The sequence below is a fragment of the Psychromonas aquatilis genome (assembly GCF_038155185.1).
Taxonomy (GTDB): Bacteria; Pseudomonadota; Gammaproteobacteria; order Enterobacterales; family Psychromonadaceae; genus Psychromonas; species Psychromonas aquatilis.
Genome location: NZ_JBAKAZ010000070.1, coordinates 1 through 13,510, shown reverse-complemented (window position 1 = coordinate 13,510; position 13,510 = coordinate 1). Strand labels below are relative to the sequence as shown.

The following is a 13,510-nucleotide window of genomic DNA, read 5'->3' as shown; positions in this document are numbered from 1 at the left end:
AATAAGTTATTTTAACAAGTAAAATAGATCAGTTAATTAGTGTGATTGGTATTATGCAGCAGGTAGTTTTAAGATAAACAGATCGTTAACATAAAACTGTTCTGCGCTGCTTTCTTGCCACCACTCTGACCAAGGCTCTTTCAATTCTGGATTATCTATTAAATCGTTGGAATTAAGCGGATCTGAAAAACTCGCCATCGATACTTGGCTACCACAGGCAGTCCGCTTCTTAATCATTTGCGGTGTCAGTTTTGCTGGGCTATCAAGGCCCATACTACCAATCAATTCATAAAAGCTTTCTAATGTGCGGCGATGGAAGTTGCTGACACGCTCACTCTTCGCTTGAATATCTAATGCGCTCGAACGTGCTTTATCTTGAGTTGCTACACCCGTAGGGCATAAATTGGTATTACAATGCCTAGACTGAATACAGCCGATTGCCATCATCATAGTACGCGCGGCATTAACAATATCAGCACCTGCTGCAATCTTCGATAATAGATCAAAACTGGAAGCTGTTTTGCCTGCAGCAATAATTTTAACTTGATGACGTAAACCAACACCAATTAAGGCATTGTTGACAATACTAATACCTTCTAAGCACATTAAACCTAATCGATTTGAAAACTCTACTGGTGCTGCTCCTGTTCCACCTTCAGCACCATCAACGGTAATAAAGTCAGGTGTAATGCCTGTGCTTAACATCGCTTTACAGATACTTAAAAACTCAGCAGGATTACCAATACAAAGCTTAAATCCAACGGGTTTCCCACCACTAAGTTCACGTAATTGCTGTACAAAATTAAGTAGCTCGATTGGTGTCGTGCATTCAGGGTTAATCGCAGGAGAGACACAATCCATCTCCTTGGATATTTGTCTTATTTCCGCTATCTCATCGGTAATTTTAGCTTTAGGCAGTACGCCACCGTGCCCAGGTTTTGCACCTTGTGAAAGCTTTATTTCTAGCATTTTTATTTGTGATAATTTAGCGGTTTTTGCAAAGCTAACTGGATCAAAACGACCGCGCTCATCACGACAGCCAAAAAGCCCGGTGCCTATTTGCCACACTAGATCTCCACCATGCTTTTGATGGTATGGGCTCACGCCACCTTCACCTGTATTATGAAAACAACCTGCTTTTTTTGCGCCTAAATTAAGCGCTTCAATAGCATTAGGACTTAACGCACCAAAGCTCATTGCTGATATATTTAAATATGATGCGGAATAGGGCTGTTGACAATGTTCTCCTCCAATTAAGACACGTTGATTCTGATGTATTAAATGTTTTGGCGAAAGCGAGTGCCATAAGCTGAGGTAGTTATTTTCCATTAAGTCACGTTGCGTACCAAATGCGATGGTATCACGCTGGTTTTTAGCACGTTGATACACTAAGTCTCGTTGCTCACGATTAAAGGGTAACTCTTCAGTATTATTAGCGATAAAATATTGTTGGATCTCAACACGGTAAGATTCCAGAAAGTAACGTAAATAGGCAACAACAGGGTAAAGGCGGTTTAGTGTATGTACGCTGTAATATAAATCGTAGAGGCCTAACGCACTATATAATAGTGAGGCTGAAAATAGGAGCAAACTTAGATAACTTGGGTTATAAATTAAAAACGCAAAACTGAGTAGGTTACCAAGTGTTACAATGCTCCAAAGCACTCTTTGCATAATCGTCATAGGGATTCCTTATTTAGTTAGCCTATAACTAACCATAATGCCACTATCATCATCATTGATCCTGCTATTCTATTTAATATTGCGACACTGCTTTGTTGTTGTAATAGGTGACGTAGTGTTTTGCCTCCGATTGCATAAAGCAACATGCAAATAAATTCAAAACATAAAATAATAGCGATTAATTGCACTGCCTGTGGTGTGAACTCCGAGTTTGGGTTAATAAACGGCGGAAGTAGCGAGATCATAAACGCCCAGCCTTTAGGATTAGCGATAGCGGTAATAAACCCTTGGCTCATTAACGCTGAAGGTTTGACATCTTGTTGATTCACAGGCGTGCTGGGAATAGCCATTTTTCCTTTTGAGCGCCACATTTGGATCCCTAGGTATAATAGATAAGCACCACCTGCATATTTTAATAATAAAAACAGATTAGGGTGTGAAAGTAATAATGTTGCCACCCCGATAAGCGCCAACAAAGCCACTAAACCGACACCAACTAGCTCACCTGCCATCATCCATAGACTACGTTTGATACCAATAGTCATTCCAAGCGTCATGGCTAGTGTCATACACATGCCGGGAGTAATTGATACGGCAAAAAAGGTTGGGATAAAAAGTAGTAATAGATTATATTCCATATTTCTTCCATTGGAGAGTCATTAAGTGATTGAACACATAGTATAATGTTAAATAGATGATTAAAAATAAGATTTTTTAGTTTTTTATTACTGTTAAATTTTCATTGCTAATAAAATTGATAATATTTCGATAACAATAGTATACGTTATCTATTTATTTGATTTTACTCTCAAAAATATTTCCTAGTTTGATTAAACTACGCGTCGTTATCTATTTTATTATGAGTGAATGTAAATGGAGTTACGTGAACAAATAATAATTACTTCCTGTTAATAAAACAGACATCTTATTTGGCTAAAGGAGTAGACAAATATGTACGAACAGCTTTCAATCAATTGGGTTGAGTGGTTTGGTTACAGTGCGTCATTGGTTATTTTAATATCGTTGACCATGAGCTCTATTATAAAATTACGCATTCTCAATTTAATCGGCTGCATACTATTTACTGTATTCGCTTATTTCATCCAGTCTTGGCCCACCCTCGTTATGAACCTTGGCATTGTCTTTATTAATCTCTACTTTTTGTATGGTATTTATTCAACAAAAGAAGAGTTTAAGCTAGTGAGTACTTCATTGGATTCTGAACATCTAAAGCATTTTATTACTAACAATGAGTTTGAAATAACTAAGCAGGCATCGGTTATTCAACTATATCAAGCCAATCGCGCTTTTTATATGTTACGTGACAACCATGTCGCTGGCTTACTGGTTGGCACATTAACAGAAGACGGATGTTTTACTATTTATGTGGATTATGTATTGCCTAAATTTCAAGATCATAAATTAGGTATTTATTACTTTAAAACGGATACGCATTTTTTAAAGGAAAGAGGCATTAAGACCATCAAAGCCTATGCGACAACCCAAGCCCATAAGAGCTATTTAGCGAAAGTTGGGTTTATGCCCTTTGAGTCAAACCGCACCCATTTTAAAATACAATTGTAAAAAGCTGTGCACTGTAAATGAGCTTATTGTTTTGAGCTTTCCGTTGTTAATTGATGTTTTCAGTTACGCATGTTTTATTAAGTTATAAATATCAACTTTTATATTTAATGATGGATTAAATTTTTTAATTCTTAACCCTTTCTTATTTTTAATTGATCCTTTTGTGGCAGGGTGGATTTTGGTGGTGGAGTTTATTTTTACGCTTGCCATGGCATTAAAGTGCTATCCATTACAGCCCGGTGGACTATTAGTCATTGAAACCGTAGTGCTGGGAATGACCTCTGCTGCGAATGTTCAACATGAGGTCATTGCTAATTTCGACGTTATTTTATTATTAATGTTCATGGTTGCTGGTATCTACTTCATGAAGGACTTGTTGGTTATTTAGCTTTACTAAACTGGTCATCACAATGCAGAGTAAGGTATTTCTTTCATTAACTTTTTGTGCCGTATCCGCATTCTTATCGGCTTTCTTAGATGCGTTAATTGTTATCGCCGTTATTATTGCTGTCGCAGTAGGCTTTTATTCTGTTTATCACAAGGTTGCTTCAGGTAAAGGGACGGGACAAGACCATGATCATAGTAGCGATAATGATTTACACGAAAACCATCGTATCGACTTAGAAGCATTTCGTTCATTTTTACGTAGTTTAGTTATGCATGCTGGCGTAGGCTCTGCATTGGGCGGTGTGTGTACTTTAGTAGGGGAGCCTCAAAATTTAATTATTGCAGAGCAAACACATTGGCATTTTGGTGAATTCTTATTACGTATGTCACCAGTGACCTTGCCTGTGTTAGTGGCTGGTTTCATTACTTGTGTTTTATTAGAAAAATATCGAATATTTGGCTATGGTGCGCAATTAACTGACTCGATTCGTAAAACTCTAACGGATTTTAATAATGAAAAAAGCGCGAATATGACGGATCAAGAAAAGGCTAAACTAGTTGTTCAAGGCATCTTAGGTATATGGTTAATTATTGGCTTAGCGATGCATTTAGCTGCTGTCGGCTTAATTGGTTTATCTGTTATTATCTTAGCAACTGCATTTACAGGTGTCACGGAAGAGCATGCAATCGGTAAAGCATTTGAAGAGGCACTTCCTTTTACTGCTTTATTAGTGGTTTTCTTTACGATTGTTGCAGTAATTATTGATCAACATTTATTTGCACCTGTCATTCAGTGGGTACTATCGGCCGAAGGGGATACCCAATTAATGCTTTTTTATATCGCTAATGGCTTCTTATCTATGGTTAGTGATAATGTGTTTGTTGGTACTGTGTATATTCATGAGGTTAAAGCAGCGCTGCAGAAAGGCTTAATTGATCAAGAGCAATTTAACTTACAGGCTGTCGCTATCAATACAGGGACAAGCCTACCTTCTGTGGCAACGCCAAATGGCTAAACAGCATTCTTATTCTTATTAACTTCAGTTCTGGCGCCATTATTACGATTAAGCTACCGCACTATGGTATGGATGGCATTGCCTTACACTATTGTTTTAGCATTGGTTGGTTTGCTATGTATCATATTTACGCTAACACCGATCACAGAGTTAATGATTAATATGGATTGGTTAGATACCCATCATTTTTCTGCTAGTGATATACCATCTGCTTTAGAGTCTGTTGGCCATTCATTATTGCTCTAATCCTTTTAAACGTATGTCCTGTTGTTTATATTCTTCTATTTTTGCACTGTAACGCGCTTGATCCAGTTTTTTATTAGCATAAGCAAGTGCACTGGACATTTGCTGTGCCGCTTCTCTAAAACGTCCTAACAATGCTAAATACTCAGCATTCATGGCATATTCTTTTGCTTTTTGCTGTGTCTCTTTATACAAATCAATGGCTAGCTTATGCCCTAAAATATGATTCGGATTAGATCGTAAAAAGTATTCTATTTTTTTATCTGCTAGCTCATATTGTTTTGCTTTTTGTAATGCAACGACTAAATTTAATATAATAACCTCGTTACCTGAATAGCGACGCTCTGCTGCTAATAAAAGATCAATCGCTTGTTGTTCTTTACCCATTGCCAGATAAAGATCAGTTGCTAAATCAATATAGAATAAGTTATTTGGTTTATTTTTTAACAATTTTTCGTTAATACTGAATGCTTTTTGAAATTGATTGTTTTTGTAATATGACAGCGCTAAGCCATATTGTGCCGCTTCTTTTATTTGGTATTTATGGCTATATAATTGGCTTTGATATTTACTAATTAGAGACGTTGCTTCTACAGAATTGAATCTGACGGTAATACGCACTTTACTCAGCTGATAGTCTAAACTGCTTTTTACCTTGCCTTTCTTTAATTGGCTTGCTCGTAATCTTGCTTCCGATAATCGCGCCTCAGGTAAAGGGTGAGTAGACAGCATTTGTGGTGGTAAGCTGGCGTATTTATATTTTTCAGCTAACTTACCAAAAAAGTTGGCCATGCCGTAAGGGTCAAAACCTGCATCTGCTAAAATTTGAATGCCAATACGGTCGGCTTCATACTCATGTAAACGTGTATAATTAATTTGTGTTTGCGTATTAACCGCAATTGTCGTTGATATCGCTGCCATGCCTGCTGCTGGTGAGATTAGCGCTAATAAAACAGATCCTGCTAATGCAGCTACTGAGGCTGGGTTGTTTAATGATTGCTGCTCTAGCATACGAGCAAGGTGGCGCTGGGTTATGTGGGCAACTTCATGGGCTAGTACACTGGCTAACTCACTTTCTGTTTTTGCATACAGGAATAAACCTGTATTAACGATAACATTCCCGCCTAAGTAAGCCGCGGCGTTAATTTCTCTATCGCGAATCAAATAAAACTTAAAAGGTAATTTTACCGAGCTAGCGTGGCTGACTATATTTTGTCCCAAATTAGTGATGTAGCTATTTAATACAGGATCATTAACGACGGCTAAAGATTGATTCGCCATCATGTTAAACGCCCATCCATATTGTTTTTCTTTTGCAATGGTGAGAGAGCCTGCCCCAGCAGTACCAATTTCAGGTAAATCGTTGCTAGCAATTGAAAGTGAAGAGGTGCTTGAGAGGAGTATCGATATTGCTATGAGTTTTATTTTGTAAAACATGTTGTTCCTTTGAGTCTCAATACAAGTTGAATGATGGCACGCTGTTACACCATAAATCATAGGCGACTTTTATTATTACTTAATAAGCGTCTGAAAGTATTCTCCGCTTAATGTAAATATTTATATTATCGAGTGTTATACTCAGTCATATTAAAGCAACAAGCGTTTTCTATAATACTCTTCAGTTTACGTTATATCTCTTGTCATTAGCATTAAGCCTATTAACACAGACCGTCTTTTTGTTGCTAATCATGAACAAATTATGTTTATATTTTCTGAGGCTAATAAAATTAGGCGTAAGCAATGATATTTGTAAAGAAAATGATTGCTATCAATGTCATCAAAATACATTATTAATAGCAAATACGCTTAATAAAATCAGCACACTAGAATAATCACTAGGTGTATATTCAATTTATGTTTGTCCATCAATTACTAAAAAATGGCTACATTATATCAATAGAAGGATTTTCTACGAATGTTTATGCAATTGTTTCAATGGTATAAAACACGTTTTTCAGACCCCAATTTAAGTGTTTTGTTCCTGTTATTATTATTTTCTTTCACGGTTATCTATTTTTTTGGCAATATTTTAACACCTTTATTTGTTGCGATTATTTTAGCTTATTTATTGGATTGGCCTGTTACGTATTTGATGCGCTATAAGATTCATAGAACTGTTGCGACCTTAATCGTAATGATTCTGTTTGTTTCCATGTCTTTATTTGCTTTTTTAGGCGTGTTGCCAACCATTTTTAGGCAAGCGGCTTCCTTTGCGCGTGATTTACCTACTATGTTGAATCAGGGGCAGGATTATATTTTAACGTTACCTACACATTATCCGGAAGCTATCGACCCAATCACCATTACGCACCTTATAGATACTATAAAAAGCTATTTGTTAGATAGTGGCGGCTTCTTGTTATCACAATCATTTGCATCATTATTAAATATTGCAGCACTATTAGTTTATGCTGTTTTAGTGCCTTTAATGATGGTCTTTATGCTTAAAGATAAAAACCAACTGATTGATAGTATGGCCAAGTTTCTTCCTGAAAATAGAAAGCTAGCTGTTCAAGTTTGGGCTGAAATGAACGGCCAAATAATGAACTATATTAGGGGGAAAATTACGGAAATACTGATCGTTGGTGTGGCGACGTACTTTACCTTCTTCTTTATGGATTTACGTTATTCCGCTTTACTTGCCTTATTAGTTGGTTTGTCTGTGTTGATTCCTTACATTGGTGCCGCAGCCGTTACTGTTCCAGTAGCTGTCGTGGCTTTGTTTCAATGGGGTGTGTCGCCTGAGTTTGCTTATTTAATGATTGCTTATGGCATTATCCAGACACTTGATGGTAATGTGATTGTCCCTATTTTATTCTCAGAAGCAGTGAATCTACATCCGGTGGTTATTATTGTATCGGTATTAGTTTTTGGAGGCTTGTGGGGATTTTGGGGAGTCTTTTTTGCAATCCCATTAGCAACATTAGTGAAAGCTGTTTTAAATGCTTGGCCTTCTGTACAAGTTGAAAATGATCAGTTAGCCTCTGATAAAATGGATCTCATTAATTAAGCTATATACGCTACATCAATAAAATAGGAATAATTTATGTTAGAAGTTGGTAAAAAAGCACCGGATTTCAGCTTGCCAGATCAAGATAATAAGCAAGTTGCTTTAAGCGATTATTTAGGAAAAAAAGTACTCGTTTATTTTTATCCAAGAGCATCAACACCTGGCTGTACAACACAAGCTTGTGCACTTCGAGATAGTAAAGATGAATTAAATGATCTTAATGTTGTTATTTTAGGTATTAGCCCTGATACGCCTAAGAAGCTGACTAACTTTACTACGAAGCAATCACTTAACTTTACCTTGTTAGGTGATGAAGACCATAAAGTATGTGAAAGCTTTCATGTTTGGCAGTTAAAAAAGTTTATGGGTAGAGAGAATATGGGCGTGGTAAGAACTTCTTTCTTGATTGATGAAGAAGGTAATTTAGAGCACATTTTTAATAAGTTTAAAACAAAAGATCACCATGAAGTTGTACTCAATTATTTGAAAGAAAAGTAGTGGTAATTTTTCTGTTATAAATATTGTATAAGCCTTATAAAAAAACCAACCGTGGAAAATCTAGGTTGGTTTTTTATCAAAGCGATTATAAATAATTAGCGCTGTTCGTTATTCATCTTCTTCATCTAAAGTGATTGGACTGACAAAGCCTTCTGGTTTCAGCGCAAGTAGATCACTGGTTAATTTATCGATGACTTGCTCTGCGGTATGACCCAATAAAGCAACGCCTAAACCAGACCGACCAACGGTCCCCATAATAACAAGTTCAGCATTAATTTCTTCAGCGACCGCACTAATAATATCTTCTGGTAAACCTTGTTGTAGGTATATATTCTCAGCATTGATATTATATTGATCAGCATATTTATGCAGTGCATTATGGTGTAATTTTTTTAGTCCATCTTCATAATGAATAGGATCAAATTCAGGTAACTCCATCATGATATTCATAGGCGGGCTAGGGTACGCGTTCACCATATAAATATTAGAGTCCACGAGTTCTGCGATATTATTAGCTTCACTTAATATGGATTCATTTAAACTATGGTGTTCAGGATCTTCTTCACTTTTACAGTCAATGGCACATAAAACATTGCTGTTAACAGGCCATTTACCTTCTTTAACCAGTAAAAGTGGAATAGGACATTTACGTAATAGGTTCCAGTCCGTCGGTGTAAATAAAATCGCGCTTAACTTAGAGTGCTGGTGGGTTGACTTGATTAATAAATCATAGCCCTCTTTGAGAATGAGCTTTATTGCGGCTTGGAAAGGGCGATTATGCCAATGAACTTGGCAATCAATACGTAAGCCTTCCTTTTGATAAGGAGCTGCTAATGCATATAACGATTCTTTGTGCTCTCGAATCACTAACGCTTGCATTGCTTGACGCTCTTCTAAGGAGCTCAAAGAGGTCATTTCATAAGTTAGATCATAACAGCATAAAAATAATGTTATTTGAGCATTTTGCCCACTTTTAACTATTTCTGCGGCTCTCTCTAAAGCTGGCTGATGCTCTTGTGTCGGATCGATATAAACTAAAATATTCTTGTATTGAAGCATGTTAACCTCCATATTTTGAAGATAAGTATAATTTAAATCATTTGGTGCTGTGTGTTAGTGATATGTAGCAGAAAAAGCACCATTTATTTTCTGTTTAAATTAAAAGGTTAAGTTGCTGGAACGCCGGCTAGCTCAGATAATTGTTCATGATCTAAAACGGTAATGTATTTGCCTTTTACAGCAATCATACCACTTTTCTGAAATCGACCTAATAAACGACTGATGGTTTCCACCGTTAAGCCTAAGTAGTTACCAATATCCCCTCGGGTCATCGATAGCCTAAACTCTCTTTGAGAAAAACCACGAGCTGCATAGCGACTTGATAGGTTATGTATAAAAGAAGCTAATCTTTCCTCAGCGTTCTTTTTAGAGAGTAATAAAATCATATCTTGATCATTAACTATCTCAGAACTCATTAAGCGTAAGATTTGTTGCCTTAATTTAGGCATAGAAACTGATAACTCGTCCAACGTATCATAGGGTATTTCACAGATCATCGATGTTTCTAAAGCTTGTGCAAAACTAGGGTGGGTGCTTGTGCCAATTGCATCAAAGCCAATTAAATCACCTGCAAGATGGAAAGCAGTAATTTGCTCATCGCCTTGTTCGGTGATCGTATATGACTTTAATGTGCCAGAACGAATTGCATATAAGCACTTCATATCTTCTCCGGCTTTAAAAATCTCTTGGCCTTTTTGAATAGGCTTTTTACGCTCGATAATAGTATCTAAACGGTTTAATTCAGTCTCATTAAGAGAATAAGGTATGCATAATTGACTAATACTGCAATCCTGACAATGAATTGCACAACCGCCACTCTGTACTCGACTTGAATTATTTTTATCCATTTTTTAGCTCTTTAGTTATAGACTTTAATCAATACTATCATTTCCAATGCCTGCTTTGAACTCACAAATGGATAAAATGAGCGTGGTGAAATAGTATTTAATTTATTATAAATCGTAATAGACAAGGAATTGGTAGTAAATAAGCTAAAAACACTATTGTTTCCATAAATTGATGTAGCGGTAGCATTTAGTTTGATGCAAATAACATATGACTTTTATGTTGTCATTAGGCAAAGTATTGTTGATAGCAGTGATTCGATTAACTGCATATATAAAGTTTAGCTTCTCGTTTAATTCTGACTTAATATAGAAAGTTTGAAATGCGGAAATGAGTGCTGTACTAAAAATGCGTAACTGAGTGCTGTACTAAAAATGCGTAACAAAATACGCGACGTATGTACTTTTAACTAATAAAGCTAAAATGGTCAGTTAGAACGCAGTTTATCAAAGATGTGTAGGATAATTTTAAAGGATTCAAAATGTTATCAAAAATGAGGTTAGCTCAAATACTGATCATGTTGAGCTTATTAATAGGCTTATTTATATGGAGAACGGTCAGTGTGACTACCTCTGAAACTCCTAAGGAAGAGGAAAACAAAGCGCTAGTAATCGAAAATAGTTATTTGTGTGATTTTGTATCACCTTGTATTTATGGTACTTCATTAGGTGACTTTAGCTTATCTATTGAAGGTAATAAAATTATTCCTGAACAAGCTTTTAACTTAATTTTAGAAAGTAATCAAAAAGGCTGGAAAGTTAATCAAGCTAAAATTCTCGGAAAAGATGTCTTTATGGGAAAGGTGCCAGTAACCTTTTCTAGTGTAAGTAAAGTGGGCAACGTATTTCAAGCTACTGCAAAAAGTATGATAGGAGCTTGTACGGATGATCAATTATTGTGGCGTCTAGAAGTGCAAATTGAGAGCAATGGTAAAATCTTCCCATTATATTATGATTTCACCATCAGCAAATAACATTAATTAGGCTTACGAGAAGAGTGTTAGTTGAACTGTCGTGAGCAATCTAAAGTAGGTGTTTTTTCATTAGATTGCTATAACAATATTAAATGACTTTTATTATTGACAGTATTTAACAATAATCAAATGGGCTATTAAGTTACTTTAGGCTTATATTTATCATAGTGTTACTGTGAATATGATAGAAGTGCATAAAAATAAATAAGGAAACTAATGCGTTTATTTTCATCAAAGCGAAATAAAAGTTCAACATCCTCGGTCTTTAAGGATATGAACAGAAAACAAAAAAGATATGAATCATTAGTAAACGTATATAGTGCTGATTTATACCGCTATGCATTTTGGGTATGCCGTGATTCAGAGGTTGCTCAGGATTTAGTGCAAGAAACCTGCTTGCGCGCATGGAAGAGTATAGACAGCTTATTAGATGATAAGTCTGCGAAAGCTTGGTTATTTACTATATTAAGGCGAGAAAATGCGCGTCGATTTGAGCGTAAACAGTTGTCCTTAGTTGATATAGATGATTACGAAGTGGCTGCTGAAGAGGATACTAGTCCCTATGATAAAGAGCTGTTGCAGCAAAAAATAGCTTTGTTACCTACGGAATATAAAGAGCCTTTGTTATTGCAGATTATTGCTGGGTTTACAGCTGAAGAAATAGCTGAACAGTTAGATTTGAATAAAAACACAGTATTAACAAGGCTATTTAGAGCCAAGAACTTATTAAAAACAAACTTAAAGGTGGAGAATCATAAGAATGGAGAAGCGCATGGATGATATTTTATTTCGTCATACTGCTATAGCGACACCAAATGATAAATCAGATGATTTTTTATCACGTGTTGCCGCTTCAGATTGTGCAAAAAAACGAGTTGATGATGCAAAAGAATTTGATGAACTATTAAAAAATAGTTTGAAAATTGATGTGCCAGAAGATTTGGCAGATAAAATTATGCTGGAACAAAGCTTTGCTTTGGAGCGAGACAAAAATGTAAGTGCTCGTTGGCATATTGCTATCGCCGCTTCAATTGCTTTCGTCATTGGAGTTAGTTTACCAATAATGAATGGTATTCTTAATTCCCCTGGCAGCCTGCAATTTGCTCAAGCAGATATTGGTACGGTAGCATTAGAGCATGTTAAAAATGAATATTTTTTAACAGCTAAAGCAAATGAAAATGCTAGTTTACAAACAGTGAATGCGAAATTAGCGGTTTATGGTGCACAAGCTAAAGAAGGTCTCGGAGAGGTATTGTTTGTGAACTATTGCAGTTTTGAAGGGACATCTGCTTTGCACATGATATTAAATGGCGAAAAGGGCAGGGTTAGTGTTTTTATCGTCCCTGAAGATGGTGATTTTAAACCATCAGCAGAGTTTAGCAGTGATCACCTTAAGGGGATTTCGGAAAAAATGGGTAAAGCAAGTCTGGTTATAGTGGGTGAACCCGATGAACCTTTAGATATGACAAAAAATAAGCTCCAAGAGAGTATTAAGTGGAATATCTGATTTTGCTTTAATTCTGTTCTAAAATAAGCAAAATCAATAAAAATTAATAGTTGGTTGTTTGATTTATCAGCAACCAATTTTTTTATCTCGCTTTTTTGTTGACATGAACAAACGCAAAAAATATACTGCGCCCGTCTTCAACGAGATGGATTTAAATTTATCTTTAGTTGCACTATCAATTATGTAAAGAATTGATATGATAGAAGGCTAGCTTGTTAAGCTATAAAACTGTTAATTACATATTGTGATTATTCAGTAATGAAAATTCTCTTTAGGTTAGTTGGTAGAGCCATAGAGACACTGTTAATTCGAATTGTGATTATTCAGTATTAAAGAATTATTCTTTAGCTCAGTTGGTAGAGCTATAGGAACACTGTTAATCCGTATGGTGATTAATCAGTATTAAAAAACAATTCCTCTTTAGCTCAGTTGGTAGAGCAACGGACTGTTAATCCGTGTGTCGCTGGTTCAAGCCCAGCAAGAGGAGCCACATTCTTTAACTTTGAATATTCAAAGTTAAACGTAAGAAATTACGATAAACATTTACTGTTCTTTAGCCTCGTTAATAGTGCTATAGAAGGCTGTTAATCCATATTGTGATTAATTAGTAACAAAAATTATCTTTGGGTTAGTTCGTAGAGCCATAAAGACACTGTTAATCCGTATGGTGATTAATCAGTATTAAAAAACAATTCCTCTTTAGC

The 13,510-nt window shown here is 35.9% G+C and carries 11 protein-coding genes, 1 tRNA gene and 1 pseudogene; 8 read left to right on the top strand and 5 right to left on the bottom strand.

Annotated elements, in window-relative coordinates; genetic code table 11:
* Nucleotides 1-51 precede the first annotated feature (51 nt).
* On the bottom strand, nucleotides 52-1,683 hold the full coding sequence (locus tag V6256_RS13590) for an FMN-binding glutamate synthase family protein (protein WP_341598769.1): 1,632 nt from the start codon (nucleotides 1,681-1,683) through the stop codon (nucleotides 52-54).
* Nucleotides 1,684-1,700: 17 nt separating this feature from the next.
* Nucleotides 1,701-2,321 (bottom strand): LysE family translocator, encoded by a 621-nt coding sequence (locus V6256_RS13585; protein ID WP_341598768.1) that lies wholly within the window; start codon nucleotides 2,319-2,321, stop codon nucleotides 1,701-1,703.
* A gap of 313 nt (nucleotides 2,322-2,634) precedes the next feature.
* Between V6256_RS13585 and V6256_RS13580 the strand changes: the two genes are divergently transcribed.
* Entirely contained in the window at nucleotides 2,635-3,267 is a 633-nt protein-coding gene (locus tag V6256_RS13580; RefSeq protein WP_341598767.1) for a hypothetical protein, read from the top strand.
* A gap of 115 nt (nucleotides 3,268-3,382) precedes the next feature.
* Nucleotides 3,383-4,916, top strand: a pseudogene (gene nhaB, locus V6256_RS13575) (sodium/proton antiporter NhaB); the annotation flags it as partial.
* On the opposite strand, the gene bepA reads toward nhaB, so the two are convergent.
* Entirely contained in the window at nucleotides 4,905-6,350 is a 1,446-nt protein-coding gene (bepA, locus tag V6256_RS13570; protein ID WP_341598766.1) for a beta-barrel assembly-enhancing protease, read from the bottom strand. The pseudogene nhaB and the gene bepA sit on opposite strands and share 12 nt — an antisense overlap.
* A gap of 478 nt (nucleotides 6,351-6,828) precedes the next feature.
* Here bepA and V6256_RS13565 point away from each other — a divergent pair, with 478 nt between their 5' ends.
* On the top strand, nucleotides 6,829-7,923 hold the full coding sequence (locus tag V6256_RS13565) for an AI-2E family transporter (protein ID WP_341598765.1): 1,095 nt from the start codon (nucleotides 6,829-6,831) through the stop codon (nucleotides 7,921-7,923).
* A 36-nt stretch (nucleotides 7,924-7,959) separates the two neighbouring features.
* Nucleotides 7,960-8,421, top strand: a complete 462-nt coding sequence (gene bcp / locus V6256_RS13560; protein WP_341598764.1) for a thioredoxin-dependent thiol peroxidase — start codon at nucleotides 7,960-7,962, stop codon at nucleotides 8,419-8,421.
* 108 nt (nucleotides 8,422-8,529) lie between these two features.
* On the opposite strand, the gene uspE is transcribed toward bcp, so the two are convergent.
* Complete coding sequence (gene uspE / locus V6256_RS13555; protein ID WP_341598763.1) at nucleotides 8,530-9,480, bottom strand: universal stress protein UspE; 951 nt, start codon at nucleotides 9,478-9,480, stop codon at nucleotides 8,530-8,532.
* A gap of 107 nt (nucleotides 9,481-9,587) precedes the next feature.
* Nucleotides 9,588-10,328 (bottom strand): FNR family transcription factor, encoded by a 741-nt coding sequence (locus V6256_RS13550; RefSeq protein ID WP_341598762.1) that lies wholly within the window; start codon nucleotides 10,326-10,328, stop codon nucleotides 9,588-9,590.
* A 479-nt stretch (nucleotides 10,329-10,807) separates the two neighbouring features.
* Between V6256_RS13550 and V6256_RS13545 the strand changes: the two genes are divergently transcribed.
* The 4 genes from V6256_RS13545 to V6256_RS13530 all read left to right on the top strand — a co-directional run bounded on the left by V6256_RS13545 (nucleotide 10,808) and on the right by V6256_RS13530 (nucleotide 13,296).
* Complete coding sequence (locus V6256_RS13545; protein ID WP_341598761.1) at nucleotides 10,808-11,299, top strand: hypothetical protein; 492 nt, start codon at nucleotides 10,808-10,810, stop codon at nucleotides 11,297-11,299.
* Nucleotides 11,300-11,515: 216 nt separating this feature from the next.
* A complete protein-coding gene (locus V6256_RS13540) occupies nucleotides 11,516-12,079 on the top strand; it encodes a sigma-70 family RNA polymerase sigma factor (RefSeq protein ID WP_341598760.1) in 564 nt (187 codons plus the stop codon).
* A complete protein-coding gene (locus tag V6256_RS13535) occupies nucleotides 12,072-12,806 on the top strand; it encodes a DUF3379 family protein (protein WP_341598759.1) in 735 nt (244 codons plus the stop codon). The genes V6256_RS13540 and V6256_RS13535 overlap by 8 nt, the downstream gene beginning before the upstream one ends.
* A gap of 414 nt (nucleotides 12,807-13,220) precedes the next feature.
* Nucleotides 13,221-13,296, top strand: a tRNA-Asn gene (locus V6256_RS13530).
* The last annotated feature ends 214 nt before the right edge of the window (nucleotides 13,297-13,510 follow it).